Genomic DNA, 17,781 nt, shown 5'->3' on the forward strand with positions numbered 1-17,781 from the left:
AGCCTATTTTGATGAACCTTGATTGTTTTTTAAAAAAGGATAAGTATAATTTACACATCATAAAACCAAGTCACATGTTAATGAAATCTCTTAAATCTATCGCAATTGTCATTACTGTATTAACAACTTTTTCCTGCAGAACTGTAGAAAGAGCTAATCAGAAAGAAATTAAACCGTTTGTAGGCATCTGGAAGGATACAACCAATCCGGGATCTCAAGTCGTATTCATGTCAGACGGCAGCTTTTATAACATTGCAAAAGAAAATAATGTGCAGATTGTTACACACAGCGGTACTTTTAAAGTCTTATCCGACAGTATTTATGTATTGACGATTACAGACGCGAGGCCCAACGCCACATATGATCTCAAAGGAAGGCAGTACGCCAATTATTACACTTTAAGCAGCGATAGAAAAACGATGAAGACAAGTGGTGTGGTTGACGGAAGAAATGGCGGAAAAGGGCTTGCCTGGACCTGCAATTTAGTTAAAGTTGATAAATTGGATAATTAAACCCGCGACCGGCTGACTGACTAAAACTCATCACATTATAGCCCTCCATTTACAGACAACAAGAGTTGCACCCTCGCAATTATCTTTATCCATTACGCAGTATTTCACTAACAGGCAAGCCCACGCCTGTCTGTTAGTGAAGTGTTTTTTAAGCTCATCTGATTTATTTAGCGTCTTTAAACATCTTCACTTGACGCATACTTTTATTATTGTTTTAATGTATTAAACGACAAATTGCCTCGTACTATTGTTAATAGTAATTCGTAAATTGCTATTAATTATGGCAAAGTGTCATTGCGATTTAATTTAAAATGACAATTTTTCACTATGGATACTATGGCCGATAAATTGACTAACCATGAGTACTATGAATTTTAACAACTTTACCATAAAAGCTCAGGAAGCCGTACAAAAGGCATCTGAAATTGCTGTTGGTAACCAACAGCAAGCAATCGAGACCGCGCATCTGCTTAAAGGCTTATTGCTGGTTGATGAAAACGTAATTACCTACTTACTAAAAAAACTAAATGTTAACCTGAACAGGTTAAATGATACGTTAGATGCGCAAATTGCATCGTTCCCCAAGGTAAGTGGCAGCAACGTATACCTTTCGTCTGAAGCAAATTCGGCTTTGCAAAAAGCGTCGGGATATTTAAAAGAATTTAAAGACGAATTTGTATCAGTTGAGCATGTGCTGTTAGGCATTTTAGCCGCCGGTGGTGCGGTAAGTAGCATCCTAAAAGATTCGGGTGTTAATGAAAAAGACCTAAAAAAAGCAATTGTTGAACTCCGCGGCGATAGCAAAGTAACTGATCAAAACGCCGAAGCTACCTATAACGCCCTTAACAAGTATGCCCGTAATTTGAACGAATATGCGGGTTCGGGCAAGCTGGATCCGGTTATTGGCCGCGACGATGAAATTCGCCGGGTTATCCAGATTCTGTCACGCCGTACCAAAAACAACCCGATTTTGGTTGGCGAGCCTGGCGTTGGTAAAACTGCCATTGCCGAAGGAATCGCTTTCAGGATCATCAAAGGTGATGTACCTGAGAGCCTTAAAACCAAAGTGGTATACTCGTTGGATATGGGCGCACTCATTGCGGGCGCCAAATATAAGGGAGAGTTTGAAGAACGGTTGAAAGCTGTTGTAAAAGAGGTTACCCAAAGCGATGGAGAGATCATCCTTTTTATAGATGAGATCCATACGCTTGTAGGTGCAGGCGGGGGAGAAGGCGCTATGGATGCGGCCAATATCCTGAAACCGGCCCTGGCCCGTGGCGAGCTTCGTTCGATTGGTGCTACTACCCTTAATGAATATCAGAAGTATCTTGAAAAAGATAAAGCTTTGGAACGCCGTTTCCAGAAAGTGATGGTTGAAGAACCTGATGCTGCTGATGCTATATCTATTTTACGTGGACTGAAAGAACGTTATGAAACCCACCACAAAGTGAGGATCAAAGACGAAGCGATCATCGCCTCTGTCGAAATGTCACAACGCTATATTTCCGACAGGTTTTTACCGGATAAAGCTATCGACCTGATGGACGAGGCAGCATCAAAACTTCGCCTGGAAATGGATTCGGTACCGGAAGTGGTTGACGAACTGGAACGCCGCATCATGCAGCTTGAAATTGAGCGTGAAGCTATCAAACGAGAAAAGGACGACCGTAAGGTTGCCGAACTAAGTGAAGAAATAGCCAACCTGTCGCAACAACGCGATTCATTACGTGCCAAATGGAAAGGTGAAAAAGATCTTGTTGATGGCATTAACACTAAGGTTGAGCTGATAGAAAATTACAAGCTCGAAGCCGAACAGGCCGAACGTGCGGGCGATTACGGTAAGGTAGCCGAATTACGCTACGGTACTATAGTTGAAGCCCAGGCCGAAGTTGAAAAGCTGAAAGCTGCCCTGCTTGAAAATCAAAGCGACAGCCGTATGCTTAAAGAAGAGGTTACCGCCGATGATATTGCCGGTGTAGTAAGCCGCTGGACAGGAATCCCGGTAAGCAAGATGATTCAGAGCGAGCGCGAGAAATTGCTCAACCTTGAAGATGAATTGCACAAACGTGTGGCAGGACAAGAAGAAGCTATTGAAGCAATAAGTGACGCCATCCGCCGCAGCCGCGCAGGTTTGCAGGATAAACGCAGGCCAATAGGTTCGTTCATATTTTTAGGTACAACCGGTGTAGGTAAAACCGAGCTGGCTAAGGCCCTGGCCGAATACCTGTTTAATGACGAAGGCGCGCTTGTGAGGATAGATATGAGTGAATACCAGGAACGCCATGCTGTTTCAAGGCTGATAGGAGCGCCTCCGGGCTATGTTGGGTATGATGAAGGCGGGCAGTTAACCGAGGCCGTTCGTCGCAAGCCTTACAGCGTGGTACTGTTGGATGAAATTGAAAAAGCCCATCCTGATGTATTTAACATCTTGTTGCAGGTACTGGATGATGGCCGTTTAACAGATAATAAAGGCCGTGTGGTGAATTTTAAGAATACCATCATCATCATGACCTCCAACATCGGTTCCAACATCATCCAGGAAAACTTCCAAAACCTGGAAGATGAAAACCGCGATGAACTGATAGCAAAAACCAAGAATGAGCTGTTCAATTTGTTAAGGGCAACTATCCGTCCGGAGTTTTTGAACAGGATAGATGAGATTATTATGTTTACTCCACTTAACCGTGATGAGATCCATGATATTGTTAAGCTACAGTTTAAACAGGTACAGCAAACGCTTGCCGAAATGGGTGTAACTATCGAAGCATCCGATGAAGCCTTAGATTGGTTGGCCCAGTTAGGTTATGATCCTCAATTTGGTGCACGTCCGTTAAAACGCGTTATCCAGAAAAAGATCCTGAACGAGTTGAGTAAACAGATCCTGGCGGGTACAGTTGATAAAGACAGCGTTATTAAAATAGATATGTTTGATAACCAGTTCGTGTTCCTGAACTCGGCTAAAGAAGCTACGGAACCAGCTAAATAAGCTGTAGAAAAATAATTAAATGTAAAAAGGCTTCCCAATTTGAGAAGCCTTTTTTTATTAACAACCGAGAATCTATTAAAAAACTTCAGCTGTTTGTTTAGTTACCGATGCTAAGCTGACCCCCGTAAGCTGATCGGCAAAGGCTACGAAAGCCTTACTCTCAAATATACGATGTTGATTAGCGATCAGATTTTGCAAATTGATTTTTCCTATCACAAATTTATAACTACCTGAATAGTAGCGCTCATTGATGTGCTCAAAATTCAGCGCTTCAACCAGTTCCTCGTCATCATAACGCAGGTAAATGGTTAATTCAATGTTATTGGTAAAATTAAGGTCTGTTTTTTCTTTAGCTTTTTTGTATTCATACTGGTAGTTATAGCGCAACGCGGCAATATCCGACAGTACAGCCGAACCGGTAGGGTGACCGCCCGCGCCTTTTCCGAAAAAGAATTGCTGATCGGCAAAGGCGGCTTGTACGGTTACGCCGTTATATTCATACTCAACGTTGTATAAAAACTCTTTGTCGTTTACAAACTTAGGTAATACAAACAGGGCAACGTTGCGGTCGTCAAGTTCTTTGGCTACCGGCACCAGTTTAATTTTGAGGTTCTTTTCGCGGGCATATTGCAAATCGGCAGCTGCAAGGTTCTGAATACCCAGGTTAAATACCTCATCGGGCTGTACAACTACACCATAAGCATGCGCTGCGGCAATAACCAGCTTGTATTTGGCGTCAAAACCACCAACATCACTGGTTGGGTCGGTTTCGGCAAAACCCAGGTCCTGGGCTTGTTTCAATGCGCTATCATAATCGAGCCCTTCAATAAAGCCTTTTGAAAGGATATAGTTTGATGAACCATTGAAAATACCGCTGATGGAATGCAGTAGTTCATTATCATAATACTCTTCCAAATTGCGGATAATAGGGATACTACCGCAAACAGCGCCTTCATATAATAATGATGTGCCGTATTGATGCTGGATTTCGATTAGTTCGTCCAGATGCAGGGCGATCATTTTTTTACTGGCAGATACTACGTTTTTTCCAGATTTTAAAGCCCTTGAAACAATTTCAAAAGCAGCTTCGGTATCATTGATCAGTTCAACAATGGTATTGATCTCCGGGTTATTAAGCAGTTCTTCTTTGTCGGTAGTAAATAAATGTGCCGGTAAAGAACGTTTTTTATTAGGGTCTTTAATAGCAAATTTTACTATCTCGATATTTAAATGCTTTGTTTTGATGATATCATATAACCCCTGGCCAACAACTCCAAATCCGAAGAGGCCGATATTTAACTTTTTACTCATTACGCTGTACGTTGCAGTTCTATAATTTTTCCTTTCACATCGGTTTTAAAAAATGATGTGAATATTTTTGTTAATGCTTCTGTTTCAATTAAAAACCCATCGTGCCCATAAAACGAATCCAGCTCGGAAAAGGCAGCTTTTGGGATATGCCTGAACAGGTATTGCTGTTCTTCAACAGGGAACAAAACATCCGACGAGATGCCAATAACTAATGTTTTTGCCTTGATGAGACTTAACGCTTTATCTACACCGTGACGGCCCCGGCCCACATTGTGTGAGTCCATCACTTTGGTCAGGTACCAATAACTATAGGCGTTAAAGCGGTTCACCAGCTTTTGCCCCTGGTAATTTTGGTACGATGAAGAACGGAAATTGTCCTGCACATCGTCGGCTTCTTCCTGTTGGGTAATGCCGTAAGTTTTATAAGTACGATAACTTAAAAGCGCGATACTGCGCGCAGCTTTTAAGCCTTTCTGACCGCCTTCGGGCGTATTGCTGTAAAAGGTGCGGTCGGTTGTGATAGCTAAACGCTGCGACTCGTTAAAGGCGATGCCCCATGGCGAGTGCTTGGCGTTGGTAGCTATCAGGATCAGATTTTTGATCCGCTCTGGCTCAATAATAGCCCATTCCATAGCCTGTTGGCCACCTAACGAACCTCCAATTAATACACTGATATTATTGATGTTTAAATGCTGGGCAAGCAACTGGTGCGCTTTAACCATATCCCTTGTAGTAAACTGGGGATATGAAAGATAATATGGCTGGCCGGTAACCGGGTTAATGCTCAACGGACTTGTAGTGCCGTAAGGAGAACCCAAAATATTGGCGCAAACTATAAAATGCTCTTCCGGGTTAAAAAAATAACCCTCGCCAATAAGCCCTTTCCACCAGTCAAATACATCGCTGTTGGCAGTAAGCGCATGGCAAACCCAAACAACATTATTTTTCTCCTTATTTAACCGGCCATAAGTGTGAAAACCTATTTCTAAACCTTCAATTGTACGGCCCGATTCAAATTCAAAAGTATTAGTGTATTTAAATATCTCTGCGTTCATTCTGTTGTTTTGTTATTTCAGGTGCAACCGGTATTTCCGGCTGCAACCTGCAATAACGTTTACTATATCACTTAAAAAAACTATACATTATTAAACTAACTCACCCTCACCTTGCTTGATTTTTGCAAAAGCCTGCTCAAAATCAGCTTTGATATCGTCAATATGCTCAATACCAACAGCCACTCGCAATGAAGCTGGCGTAACACCGGCCGATAATTGCTCTTCATCAGATAATTGCTGATGTGTTGTTGCTGATGGTTGTATGATGAGCGTTTTTGCATCGCCCACATTGGCTAAATGACTAACCAGTTTCAGGTTGTTGATCAATCTGCTAGCCTGCTCTTTACTCCCCTTAATCTCGAATGACAATACGCCACCGAAACCATTCTTTAAATATTTTTTAGCCAGCTCATGATATGGCGATGATTCCAGTCCCGGGTAATTTACACTTGCCACCTGTGGGTGCTGCTCCAGCCATTTGGCCAGTTGCAGGGCATTATCAACGTGACGTTGCACACGCAGAGAAAGTGTTTCAAGTCCCTGGATATTCAACCATGAATTGAACGGAGCTTGCGACGGGCCGAAATCCCTTAATCCCTCAACACGGGCGCGGATAATAAACTGGATATTGCCAAACGGGCCTCCAATGCCAAATACATCGTTAAATATCAACCCGTGGTACCCCTCAGATGGTTCAGTGAATTGCGGAAACTTACCGTTACCCCAATTGTAATTGCCTGCATCAATAATGACGCCGCCAATACTGGTACCATGTCCGCCAATCCATTTGGTTGTTGACTCAACAACCACATCAGCGCCATGTTCAATAGGGCGGAAGAGGTAACCACCGGCACCGAAAGTATTATCAACAATTAATGGCAGGTCATGTCTTTTGGCAACTTCGCTCACCTTTTCAAAATCGGCAATGGTAAAGCCCGGGTTACCAATGGTTTCCAGGAAAATGGCCTTTGTTTTATCATCAATAAGCGCCTCGATACTGGCCGCAGTATCATCTTTGGCAAAGCGTACTTCGATACCCAGGCGTTTGAAAGCTACTTTAAACTGATTGTAAGTACCGCCATATAGGAAAGGTGAAGTAACAAAGTTATCGCCAACCTGTAAAATATTATTAAGGGCAAGGAATTGGGATGCCTGGCCAGAGGCTGTTGCCAGCGCAGCTACACCGCCCTCTAACGCCGCGATGCGTTTTTCAAACACATCGGTAGTAGGGTTCATAATGCGGGTATAGATATTACCAAACTCCTTTAATGCAAATAAATTTGCGCCATGTTCGGCGCTGTTGAATACGTATGAAGTAGTTTGATAAATGGGCACAGCGCGTGAACCTGTTGTTGGATCAACTTCCTGGCCGGCATGCAATTGTAAGGTTTCGAATTTTAAGGCAGACATAGTTGTAATTTTTTAATGTGTTTAATTTAGATTTTGAATGTTTAGATGAATTTGGAAAGCCGGTTTAAAAACAACCGGTTTAAAAACACGCTTTTTTCAGAGAATGAAAAACAGGAGCTTGCTAAGCATCAACAGCAGCAACACATACAAATACAGCCAATAGGGGAGCTAATACGTTGTATGTTACCGTTTGCGGTGTAAAAAGTGTTGCGTTGCGTAAATTTAATTAAACTTTTCATGGTTATAAATTTATATTCCCCGGTGTTATTTGCCGGGACAGGAATTGGCACCTTCTTCAACATTGAAGGGTTGCCAGCGGGTCATTGAGCCTGATCTCTCGCCGCTTCTTTATAAATCAACACCCGAACTATGTGCGGAGGATTGATCGACGTTGGTATCACTACCAAATAATGTTGCGAATATAAGGGATTGTGAGGTAATATACCAAATTTTATTTCTTTTTAAGGTTAAACGTAAAAGGCCAAAGGCAAAAGGTTCATTCGAGAACAATTTTAAGCTTAGACAAATGCAGCTACCTTTCGCCTTTAACCTTTATCCTTTTACCTTATTTACCTTAAAAGGCCTAAGCAAGGGCCTGCTCCATATCAGCTATTAAATCATCGATATGCTCCAATCCAACGGAAACCCTTAGCAGGTTTCGTGGTGTTTTGGTATCCGGCCCTTCAACAGTAGCGCGGTGTTCTATTAGGCTTTCAACACCACCAAGGCTGGTAGCTTTGATGAACAATTTAAGCTTATTAATAATGTTATGCGTGTCATTCTCATCGCCTTTAATAGTAAAGGATAACATACCGCCAAAAGCCAGCATCTGATCTTTAGCTATATCATGCTGTGGATGCGATGGTAAACCGGGATACATTACCTGTTCAACATGAGGGTGCTGTTCAAGATATTCGGCAAGTAATTGAGCGTTTTGTACATGGCCCTTTACGCGATATGGCAGGGTTTTGATGCTGCGTACCAGGTAATAACAATCCATAGGCGAGGGGATAGCGCCGCCCATTTCCTGCACCTGGCGAATTTTTATCCACCAATCGTTGTTCTCTGCAGTAATCAAAACGCCGCCCATCAGGTCGCTGTGTCCGCCAAAATATTTAGTGGCTGAGTGCATAACCATATCCGCGCCCAGCTCAATTGGTCGCTGGCACATAGGGGTGGCAAATGTATTATCGCACAAAACTTTAATGCCTTTTGCTTTGGCAATAGCAACCACCCTTTTAATATCGGTTATTTTAAGCAGGGGGTTCGATGGTGTTTCTATCCAGATCAAACCTGTTTCGGGCTTGATGTGCTGTTGTAAAACCCCGGTATCGTTTACATCAATAAAATCGAAGGTAAGGATGCCGGCAAAAAGGGTTTTAAGCTGATTACGTAAGCCATGATACATATCATCAGGAGCGATAATGTGCGTGCCAGGCTCCAATGATTGAAATACCGACATCCCGGCCGCATTACCTGATGAAAAGGAAGCTGCTTCAACACCTCCCTCTAACTTGGCCAGCACATGCTCCAATGCGTGACGATTGGGGTTCGATGAGCGACTGTAAATATAACCTGCCGGAAAACCGCCATCCTCACCGCGCTCAAACGTGGTTGACATAATAATGGGTTGTATAACGGCCCTTGTTGCTTCATCAACATGGTTACCGGCGTGTATGGCTATAGTTTCAATTTTCATGGCATAATGTGTTATCGCCCAAAATAAACAAGAATATTTGTTATTAGCTGTAGCGTTTTTATATTTTTTGCCGAATAGGTTTAAAAGCCAAACCGCATGAAAAAGTGCCTTATCTTCCTGTTTGTTATTATTGGGCTATCTGCCTGTAAAAAAGATGCTAATGATACCGCTTATGACAAAAGCTATAAAGCATGGCAAAACTTTAAGGCCGAAAGCAAAAATTCATACACTTATACTGTTAACGCCGGTTCAGTTTTCGGTTATGGTTCTGAAACGGAGATTACTGTTCAAAATGGGGTTGTTACAGCGAGGGATTTTTTATCGTATGTTTTGGAATATAAAACTGCAAATATACCCCCTGTTAAAACTATCAGGGAACAATGGCATGAGGATAAAACTTCGTTAAAACAGCACAGTTCAGGTGCTGCATCAATAACCCTCGACCAAGTTTACCAGAAAGCAAAGAACGAATGGCTATCTGCAGATAAGAAAAAGAATACCATTTATTTTGAAACCAATAATAATGGCATGATATCAGGAGCCAGTTATGTACCTAATGGTTGCCAGGATGATTGCGCGATAGGCATCTCCATAAGCGAGATCAAGGCTCTGTAACTTTAATGTAATTTACCGTGAAATTTGGCCGATATGTGTCATAACGCATATTACTTTTGTGCTTTTTAGTACCTTTGACCAAATTTTTAATTGATGCATAATTCAGATAATTTACAGTTTTTACTTAACGATCCGAATTTATCTGCTGATTTAAAGCATATTGCTCAAAAAGTTCTTGACAAACAACGCATCACTTTTGATGAAGGCGTTTTGCTTTATGAGCAGGGCGAACTTGGCTATCTTGGCACTTTGGCTAATTACATCCGCGAGGAACGCCACGGCGATAAAACTTATTTCAACCGTAATTTTCATATTGAGCCCACCAACCTTTGCGTTTACGACTGCAAATTTTGTTCATACTCGCGACTGCTGAAACAAAAGGCGGAAGGGTGGGAGTACACCATGGATGAAATGTTCAACATGGTTACCAAATATGATGGCGAACCGGTTACCGAGGTTCACATTGTAGGTGGTGTGCTGCCGCAATATGATGTGCCTTTTTACCAGGAACTTTTCGCCCGCATCCGCGCGCATCGCCCGGAATTGCATATTAAGGCATTAACCCCGGTTGAATATCACTACATCTTTAAAAAAGCCAAAATTGATTACGCCACAGGCATGCGCCTGATGCAGGAAGCAGGCCTGGATTCAATCCCCGGCGGTGGCGCTGAAATTTTTGATCCCGAAATAAGGGACCAGATCTCGAAAGATAAATGTACTGCCGATCAGTGGTTGGCTATTCATGAAGAATGGCACAAGCTTGGCGGCCGTTCAAACGCTACCATGCTTTACGGGCATATTGAAGCATATAAACACCGTGTCGACCACATGGAGCGTTTACGCCAGTTGCAGGACAAAACAGGCGGTTTCCAGACATTCATTCCGCTTAAGTTCCGTAATAAGGATAACCAGATGTCGCACGTGCCCGAGGTTTCAGTGATTGAAGACTTGCGAAACTACGCCGTAGCCCGCATCTACCTGGATAACTTTGATCATATTAAAGCTTACTGGGCTATGATCAGCCGTACTACCGCGCAACTTTCGCTTAATTTTGGCGTAGATGATATTGATGGAACATTAGATGATACCACCAAAATCTACTCAATGGCCGGCGCCGAAGAGCAGCATCCCGGCATGAGCACCAAACAAGTAGTAGAATTAATTAAACATGTGGGCCGCCAGCCTATTGAACGTGACACATTATATAACGTAGTAACGGATTATACCAACTTTGTGTTCGGCGACGAACCGAAACCGCAGTATTACAAATTACCGGTAATTAATTAAGCTTTTTAAGCTGAAAGCCAAAAGCCGAAAGCTTAAAGCAAAGCAATAAATTTAGCATAGATAAAAGCAAAAAAGCTTTAAGCCTTCGGCTTTCAGCTTTGGGCTCAAGAAAATGGTACAAAAAACTTTATATATAGTACGCCACGGCCAAACTGAGTATAACAAACTTGGTATTATACAGGGCCGCGGTGTGGATACCGATTTAAATGACGAAGGTCGTAAACAGGCCTGTCAGTTTTTTGAGGCTTATAAAACCGTTCCGTTTAATAAAATTTACATATCGGCGTTAAAACGTACCCAACAAAGCATTCAGCCTTTTATCGACCTCGGGATACCTTATGAAAAGCTTTCGGGACTGGATGAGCTGGCCTGGGGCATTCACGAAGGCCAGTCGCCAACTATCGATAATAAGGCCGCTTTCCTGCAGATTATGCGTGATTGGCTGGATGGCAAGCTCGACAGTAAATTTGAAGGGGGCGAAAGTCCGCTTGAGGTTGAGGTGCGTCAGCGTGAGGCCATGGAGGTGATTATGAGCCACCCCGAAGAAAAAACGGTGCTTATATGTATGCATGGCCGTGCTTTGCGCCTTTTGCTTTGTATCCTTACCGGTAAACCCTTATCCGAAATGGATAACTTTCCGCACCAAAACCTGGTATTATATAAGGTAACCTACAATGGCGAAAGGTTCGAAATTATCGACTTTAACAATGCCGAACATCTCAAACATTCCGAAGAATAGAAATAGCGAATTTGTGAACAAGATTAGAATATCAGCAGTAAGCTACACTAATACCAAACCCTTTTTATACGGCATTCAACATACCGACATTATTAATAAAATCGACCTGAGCCTTGATATCCCGTCAGATTGTGCCCAAAAGCTTATCGACGACGTGGTTGATATCGGTCTGATCCCGGTTGCTGCAGCACTGAGTTTGCCGCAATGGGAAATTGTTTCTGATTACTGCATTGGTGCCGTAGGCGCGGTAAACTCCGTTTTTATTTTCAGCAATAGTGATATTAAGGACGTAACTACTATTCAACTCGATCCGCAGTCGCGCTCCTCAAATAATCTTGCCCGCGTGCTGCTGAAAAACCACTGGTTGGTAAACCCCAAACAGTTAAGTAATGCGCCGGATTATGCTCAATCTGTAGATGAGAAAACTGCCTTTGTACAAATAGGCGACCGTACCTTCGGTAAAAAGCAGCAATACAAATATGTTTACGACCTGTCCGAAGAATGGCAAAAAATGACCGGCCTGCCATTCACCTTTGCAGCCTGGATAGCTAATAAACCTATCCCTCAGGATTTTATGGACGAGTTTAATGAGTCACTAAAATACGGTCTTGATCATCGCGAAGATCTGTTTAAACAACTACCCATGCGTGATGACTTTGACCTGGTCGACTACCTGATGGTTAAAATAGATTATGATTTAACAGCGGATAAAAAGAAGGCCCTGTACCTGTTTCATGATTATATAAAGGCGTTGTAATCTCTGAACCTGGATTTGGGTGGATTTTTAGGATTACAGGATCAGAATTGTTTGGTTATGTAATCCAATAATCACATAAATCCCGGTTCTGGCAAAAACAATTCCCTTCTCAATTCCATTGCTTATCTTAAACACAAAAACGTTTATCTATGAGCAATACTCCCCAACTATTAAAAGGACAAGCTGCCCTCGTAACCGGCGCCGATAGCGGCATTGGCAAAGGTGTCGCATTAGCTATGGCCGCTGCCGGAGCCAAATTACTGATTAATTATGCCCATAATAAAGCAGCCGCTGATGATGTTATAAGCCAAATCAAGGCCTCAGGCGGCGAGGCATTTGCATTTCAGGCCGATGTAAGCCATGAGGACGAAGTAAAAACCATGTTTGCCGAAATATTTAAGCAATATGGCACTATTGACATTTTGGTAAACAATGCCGGTTTGCAAAAAGATGCCAGATTTGTTGATATGACGCTCGACGATTGGAATAAAGTGATCAGCATTAACTTAACCGGTCAGTTTCTTTGTGCCAGGGAGGCTGCTAAAGAGTTTATAAAACGCGGTGTTGTTGAAGGCGGAAGCAAAGCTGCGGGCAAAATTATCTGTATGAGCAGCGTGCACGAAGTAATTCCCTGGGCGGGCCATGTAAACTATGCGGCCAGCAAAGGAGGTATTATGATGTTTATGAAAAGCATAGCACAGGAACTCGCTCCGCATAAGATCAGGGTGAATGGGATAGGGCCGGGTGCTATACAAACACCTATTAATAAGGAAGCCTGGGAAACCTCGGAAGCGCTGGATAAATTATTGACGCTCATCCCTTACAACCGGATAGGCCAGCCGGCTGACATCGGAAAACTGGCAGTTTGGCTGGCTTCAGATGATTCGGATTACATTACCGGGGTCACAATTTTTGCAGATGGGGGCATGACTTTGTACCCGGGCTTTGCAGATAATGGCTAAATGACATTTTCATGACAACATAAATCGGTTTAGCAAAGAAAAAACGCCATTAATTGGCGTTTTTTCTTTTAGATATTGTAAAATATACACTAAGGTTATTGATAAAATTTAAATTTTATGACTATAAAAGGCTATAATTATTAAATATTCATAAAAGTTCAAGAAAATTTTAAATATTGACAAGTGTAGCGTATTTTTGTTGCAGGATTTAAAATTTAAACGAACATGAAAAAGATATTTTTAACAATAGCAACTGCAGCCTTATTTACCGTTAACGCTTTCGCTGATGGTGGCAAAAAATCAGATGGTGGTACCAACGTTTCTTACGTAGCATTACACGGCTTTACTGCTGACTTCGCTGAAGCTACCAACGTTAACTGGACTGTAACCAAAAACGTTCAAAAAGCTACTTTCACTGTTGATGGCGTTCAAAAAACTGCTTTCTACAACCTGCAAGGTGAATTTTTAGGTACAACTCAACGTGTTGACAACAAAGCTATCCCTGCAAAAGCCCTTCAACAAATCAACAGCGATTACAAAGGTTACGAAGTAGGCGAAGTTATCGTTTACCAGGCTAACACTTCAATCAATGACGCCATCGAGCCAACTTCATATTTTGTTGACTTGAAAAACGACAAACACGAAGTTTTGGTAAGGATTACTCAACAAGCTAACATCGAGTTTTTCCAACAAGTAAAATAACTCCGAAAAATTATAACAATGGAAAGCCGTCCCGAATATCGGGACGGCTTTTTTTATGATTATAAATCACACTTTTATGTCATAAAGCGTCTTTTCATAAAACAAAAAGGGTGTTTTCGTCTTTTAAATATTAATTAATATTTACTTCATATGTCGAAAACAATAATTGTATCAAACCGTTTGCCTGTTAAAATTTCCAAAACTGATGGTGCATACCATTCATCACCAAGCGAGGGAGGATTAGCTACCGGTTTAGGTTCAATATATAAACAGGGCGATAACGTATGGATAGGCTGGCCCGGAATAGAAATTGCGGAGCAGGAAGATAAAGACCAGGTTACAAAAGAACTAAAAGAGTTAAGCCTTATCCCTGTTTTTTTAGATCAGGAAGAGATCAACCAATACTACGAAGGTTTCAGCAACGAGGTTTTATGGCCCGTTTTTCATTACTATGCATCAACGTATGCAGCATACAAACAATCAAACTGGGATTACTATAAAGCGGTAAACAAAAAGTTCAGGGATATGATCCTGAGCATTGCCGGGCCCGGCGACGTGATCTGGATCCACGATTACCAGTTGCTATTGTTACCCGCTTTGGTTAGGCAGGAACTGCCGGATGTTTCCATCGGCTTTTTCCTGCACATTCCTTTCCCTTCAAATGAAATGTTCAGGTTGATCCCGTGGCGTTCGGAACTGCTGGATGGAATGCTTGGCGCCGATCTGATCGGTTTACATACATTTGATGATGTGCGCCACTTTTTAGGTGCGGCTACACGTCTGCTGCCGGTAACATCCAGTGCCAATATCATCAGCAATGGCGAGCGCTCGGTTGTTATCGAGTCGTTCCCAATGGGTATCGATGAAAAAAGGTATTCGTCGTTACCGCTGCAGGAGGATGTAAAACAGCAGATTGAGCTTATTAGAGAGAATTTCCAGAACAAAAAGCTCATCCTTTCTATAGACAGGCTTGATTACAGCAAGGGGATTCTGCAAAGGCTGGAAGCTTTTCAGCTGCTGCTTGAACAATGCCCGGAGTGTATTGAGCACATTACGCTTTACATGATTGTAGTTCCATCCCGGGATACGGTACCGCAATACGCTCATCTTCGGGATGAAATAGATAAAAAAGTAGGGAAGATCAATGCGTTGTATCGCACTATGGACTGGAGCCCGGTGCACTATTACTATCGCTCATTCCCCATTGAAACCTTGTCGGCACTTTATTATTCGGCCGATGTTTGTTTGGTTACACCCATGCGCGACGGCATGAACCTGGTAAGTAAAGAGTATGTCGCCAGTCGGATAAATAATGATGGTGTGTTGATTATGAGTGAAATGGCAGGATCATCTAAAGAACTTATAGACGCTATAATTGTTAACCCCAATAATACCGGGGAAGTTTGCCGGGCCATTTTACAGGCTATCAATATGCCGCTTGAAGAACAGCGCCGGCGCATGATCCCGATGAGGCAGCTTGTAGCAAAGTTCAATACATCGCATTGGGTTAAAATTTTTATGGACAGGCTGAAAGAAGTAAAACTCATGCAGCGCTCCATGCAGGCCAGACACGTAAGTAACACTACCGAACAAAGCATTATTAACCGTTATGTGAAAACTAAAAAGCGGATTATCTTTTTGGATTATGACGGCACGCTGGTGAATTTTAAATCAAATATCGATCAGGCCTCTCCCGATAAGGAGTTATACAATATTATCAATAAACTCGCAGAAGATCCTGCAAATCAATTGGTTTTGATAAGCGGGCGAAAACATGAAAACCTTGATGGATGGTTTAAGGAAAACGACATCTATCTTATTGCCGAACATGGTTCATGGTTTAAGCAACCCGGCACTTTATGGCATAAAATAAGCGGGCTAACCGATCAATGGAAGCATGATATTTATCCGATATTGGAAACCTATGTTGACCGTACACCAGGCTCGTTCATTGAAGAGAAAACATACTCATTAGTTTGGCATTACCGTAAAGCCCAGGCAGGGCTTGGCGAACTAAGGGCTAATGAGTTGATGAATAATCTTAAATATCTTGCAAGCGATAAAGGGTTACAGTTACTGGCAGGGGACAAGGTGCTGGAAGTGAAGAATATGGATATAAATAAGGGTAAAGCCGCTTTAACACTTACCGAAGGCCGTGATTATGATTTCATTATAGCTTTCGGCGATGATTATACCGACGAAGATATCTTTAAAGCACTGCCCGAAAGTGCTATTACCATTAAAGTTGGCAGTAATCTTTCGGCAGCTAAGTTTTACCTGCGAAACCCATCGGAGGTTAGGAAATTGCTGACCAGTTTTGCTAAGTATACGCCGGTTGAGGAACCGGCAGACAAGTAGGGTTGAATAGTTTAATTTAAAATTTATTATGTCTGCGGTTTAGCTGCGGGCATTTTTTATATTCGGTTCGCGATAATGTGACCTTTTATGAAAAAAATCAGCCTGCTTGTTTTTGCATTAATGCTTAGTTGCCATATTATTTATGCGCAAACCCCGGTTTACAAAATTTATGCGGTAAAGTTCGCCGAATCGGGATATCCATTTAAAGTGAGCGATTGGGCATTGAACGGCCCCAAAAATGAGCCCGTTAAAATTGATTTTATGGTATGGCTTATCAAAGGTAGCAACGGCAAAAACATTTTGGTTGATGCCGGCTTTTTGCGCGATATTGAAGATGCCAAAGAATTTAAACTTAAAACCTATCAACGCCCTGACTCGGCGCTTTTAAAGCTTGGTGTAAAGCCCCAGGATATAACCGATATTATTTTAAGCCACCCTCACTGGGATCATATAGATGGTTTAAGCCTTTTCCCGAAAGCTAAGGTTTGGATGCAAAAGCTGGATTATGAGTTTTTTGCAGGCGCAGCATGGCAAAAAGCAGGAGAGGCAGGTGGTTATGCTAAGCGCGATGTTATCAATACCGTTAATTTAAATTTGGCAGGCAGGCTCAAACTGATAGACGGCGACAATAAAGAGATCATTAAAGGTATAAAAGTTTATACAGGTTCAAAGCATACCTGCAATTCGCAATATGTACTGGTGCAAACCGGGAAAAACAGGGTAGTATTAGCATCTGATAATATCTGGATCTATTATAGCCTTGAGCATTTAGTGCCACCTTCGCAAGGTGGTACGCTTGATCCCCAGGGCTATGTAAAGGCAATGAAACGAATGAAAACGCTCGCCAGTGATGTTAAATTTATAATCCCGGGGCATGATGGCAGGCAGTTAGAGTTCTTTCCAAAAGTTGCGGATGGGGTAGTGGAGATCAGGTAATTATTTAGGTGAATAGCGAATTACTTAATCCAGACTTACGAAGTTTTCGCCGTTGTTGGTGTTGTCACCAACAATTTTATGCTCAAATTTTTTTGCTGTATTGTAAATAGTGGTTATAAAAGCGAGTGGATGAAGAAGTTGTTGGTGACAACACCAACAACGGCATAAGAAGGGAAAAACAGGGTGGTATTAGCATCTGATAATATCTGGATCTATTATAGCCTTGAGCATTTAGTGCCACCTTCGCAAGGTGGTACGCTTGATCCGGTGGGCTATGTCAAGGCAATGAAACGGATGAAAACGCTTGCCAGCGATGTTAAATTTATCATTCCCGGGCATGATGGCAAGCAGCTTGAGATTTTCCCAAAAGTTGTAGATGGGGTGGTGGAGATCAGGTAATTATTTAGGTGAACAGCGAATTGGTTAATCCAGACTTACGAAGTTTCTAAAAA

Annotated in this window: 15 protein-coding genes and 1 riboswitch; of the genes, 11 read left to right on the top strand and 4 right to left on the bottom strand. The window is 42.2% G+C overall.

Annotated elements, in window-relative coordinates:
• Positions 1-80 precede the first annotated feature (80 nt).
• Positions 81-512, top strand: a complete 432-nt coding sequence (locus tag BLS28_RS08345; RefSeq protein ID WP_143020716.1) for a DUF4488 domain-containing protein — start codon at positions 81-83, stop codon at positions 510-512.
• A gap of 367 nt (positions 513-879) precedes the next feature.
• A complete protein-coding gene (gene clpB, locus BLS28_RS08350; protein ID WP_091164568.1) occupies positions 880-3,498 on the top strand; it encodes an ATP-dependent chaperone ClpB in 2,619 nt (872 codons plus the stop codon).
• 75 nt (positions 3,499-3,573) lie between these two features.
• Here the strand turns inward: clpB and BLS28_RS08355 are convergent, their stop codons facing one another.
• From BLS28_RS08355 to BLS28_RS08370, 4 genes are all read right to left on the bottom strand, one after another.
• Positions 3,574-4,809 (bottom strand): homoserine dehydrogenase, encoded by a 1,236-nt coding sequence (locus BLS28_RS08355; protein ID WP_091164571.1) that lies wholly within the window; start codon positions 4,807-4,809, stop codon positions 3,574-3,576.
• Entirely contained in the window at positions 4,809-5,864 is a 1,056-nt protein-coding gene (locus tag BLS28_RS08360; RefSeq protein WP_091164575.1) for a homoserine O-acetyltransferase family protein, read from the bottom strand. Before BLS28_RS08360 ends, BLS28_RS08355 begins: the two co-directional genes overlap by 1 nt.
• Positions 5,865-5,954: 90 nt before the next feature.
• Entirely contained in the window at positions 5,955-7,274 is a 1,320-nt protein-coding gene (locus tag BLS28_RS08365) for an O-acetylhomoserine aminocarboxypropyltransferase/cysteine synthase family protein (protein WP_091164579.1), read from the bottom strand.
• A 246-nt stretch (positions 7,275-7,520) separates the two neighbouring features.
• A riboswitch (SAM riboswitch) is annotated at positions 7,521-7,631 on the bottom strand.
• Between the two features lie 226 nt (positions 7,632-7,857).
• Positions 7,858-8,973 (bottom strand): trans-sulfuration enzyme family protein, encoded by a 1,116-nt coding sequence (locus BLS28_RS08370; RefSeq protein WP_091164582.1) that lies wholly within the window; start codon positions 8,971-8,973, stop codon positions 7,858-7,860.
• A 96-nt stretch (positions 8,974-9,069) separates the two neighbouring features.
• Between BLS28_RS08370 and BLS28_RS08375 the strand changes: the two genes are divergently transcribed.
• From BLS28_RS08375 to BLS28_RS08415, 9 genes are all read left to right on the top strand, one after another.
• The gene (locus BLS28_RS08375; RefSeq protein ID WP_091164585.1) at positions 9,070-9,588 is read left to right on the top strand and encodes a hypothetical protein; all 519 of its coding nucleotides are present in this window, start codon (positions 9,070-9,072) and stop codon (positions 9,586-9,588) included.
• 93 nt (positions 9,589-9,681) lie between these two features.
• Positions 9,682-10,875 (top strand): aminofutalosine synthase MqnE, encoded by a 1,194-nt coding sequence (gene mqnE, locus BLS28_RS08380; protein WP_091164589.1) that lies wholly within the window; start codon positions 9,682-9,684, stop codon positions 10,873-10,875.
• Between the two features lie 112 nt (positions 10,876-10,987).
• Positions 10,988-11,614 carry a histidine phosphatase family protein gene (locus BLS28_RS08385; RefSeq protein ID WP_091164592.1) on the top strand — a complete coding sequence of 209 codons (627 nt, stop codon included), beginning with the start codon at positions 10,988-10,990 and terminating at the stop codon, positions 11,612-11,614.
• Positions 11,615-11,627: 13 nt separating this feature from the next.
• Positions 11,628-12,371 (top strand): menaquinone biosynthetic enzyme MqnA/MqnD family protein, encoded by a 744-nt coding sequence (locus tag BLS28_RS08390; RefSeq protein ID WP_091164984.1) that lies wholly within the window; start codon positions 11,628-11,630, stop codon positions 12,369-12,371.
• A gap of 149 nt (positions 12,372-12,520) precedes the next feature.
• Positions 12,521-13,333, top strand: a complete 813-nt coding sequence (locus tag BLS28_RS08395) for an SDR family oxidoreductase (protein ID WP_091164595.1) — start codon at positions 12,521-12,523, stop codon at positions 13,331-13,333.
• Between the two features lie 225 nt (positions 13,334-13,558).
• Positions 13,559-14,035, top strand: coding sequence for a hypothetical protein (locus BLS28_RS08400; RefSeq protein WP_091164597.1), 477 nt, complete (start codon positions 13,559-13,561; stop codon positions 14,033-14,035).
• Positions 14,036-14,185: 150 nt separating this feature from the next.
• Positions 14,186-16,393 (top strand): bifunctional alpha,alpha-trehalose-phosphate synthase (UDP-forming)/trehalose-phosphatase, encoded by a 2,208-nt coding sequence (locus BLS28_RS08405; protein ID WP_091164601.1) that lies wholly within the window; start codon positions 14,186-14,188, stop codon positions 16,391-16,393.
• 87 nt (positions 16,394-16,480) lie between these two features.
• On the top strand, positions 16,481-17,329 hold the full coding sequence (locus tag BLS28_RS08410; protein ID WP_091164603.1) for an N-acyl homoserine lactonase family protein: 849 nt from the start codon (positions 16,481-16,483) through the stop codon (positions 17,327-17,329).
• Positions 17,330-17,512: 183 nt separating this feature from the next.
• Positions 17,513-17,728: an MBL fold metallo-hydrolase gene (locus tag BLS28_RS08415; protein ID WP_091164606.1), complete on the top strand. Its 216-nt coding sequence runs from the start codon at positions 17,513-17,515 to the stop codon at positions 17,726-17,728.
• Positions 17,729-17,781 lie beyond the last annotated feature (53 nt).

The sequence above is a fragment of the Mucilaginibacter gossypii genome, assembly GCF_900100945.1.
In the GTDB taxonomy this organism is placed as follows: Bacteria; Bacteroidota; Bacteroidia; order Sphingobacteriales; family Sphingobacteriaceae; genus Mucilaginibacter; species Mucilaginibacter gossypii.

What these genes read in the sequence shown, in the direction of transcription:
- BLS28_RS08405 (WP_091164601.1), top strand. Translation starts at nt 14,186, where the DNA reads ATGTCGAAAACAATAATTGTATCAAACCGTTTGCCTGTTAAAATTTCC.
- BLS28_RS08360 (WP_091164575.1), bottom strand. Translation starts at nt 5,864, where the DNA reads ATGAACGCAGAGATATTTAAATACACTAATACTTTTGAATTTGAATCG.
- BLS28_RS08400 (WP_091164597.1), top strand. Translation starts at nt 13,559, where the DNA reads ATGAAAAAGATATTTTTAACAATAGCAACTGCAGCCTTATTTACCGTT.
- BLS28_RS08410 (WP_091164603.1), top strand. Translation starts at nt 16,481, where the DNA reads ATGAAAAAAATCAGCCTGCTTGTTTTTGCATTAATGCTTAGTTGCCAT.
- mqnE (WP_091164589.1), top strand. Translation starts at nt 9,682, where the DNA reads ATGCATAATTCAGATAATTTACAGTTTTTACTTAACGATCCGAATTTA.
- BLS28_RS08345 (WP_143020716.1), top strand. Translation starts at nt 81, where the DNA reads ATGAAATCTCTTAAATCTATCGCAATTGTCATTACTGTATTAACAACT.
- BLS28_RS08375 (WP_091164585.1), top strand. Translation starts at nt 9,070, where the DNA reads ATGAAAAAGTGCCTTATCTTCCTGTTTGTTATTATTGGGCTATCTGCC.
- BLS28_RS08355 (WP_091164571.1), bottom strand. Translation starts at nt 4,809, where the DNA reads ATGAGTAAAAAGTTAAATATCGGCCTCTTCGGATTTGGAGTTGTTGGC.
- clpB (WP_091164568.1), top strand. Translation starts at nt 880, where the DNA reads ATGAATTTTAACAACTTTACCATAAAAGCTCAGGAAGCCGTACAAAAG.
- BLS28_RS08370 (WP_091164582.1), bottom strand. Translation starts at nt 8,973, where the DNA reads ATGAAAATTGAAACTATAGCCATACACGCCGGTAACCATGTTGATGAA.
- BLS28_RS08385 (WP_091164592.1), top strand. Translation starts at nt 10,988, where the DNA reads ATGGTACAAAAAACTTTATATATAGTACGCCACGGCCAAACTGAGTAT.
- BLS28_RS08365 (WP_091164579.1), bottom strand. Translation starts at nt 7,274, where the DNA reads ATGTCTGCCTTAAAATTCGAAACCTTACAATTGCATGCCGGCCAGGAA.
- BLS28_RS08395 (WP_091164595.1), top strand. Translation starts at nt 12,521, where the DNA reads ATGAGCAATACTCCCCAACTATTAAAAGGACAAGCTGCCCTCGTAACC.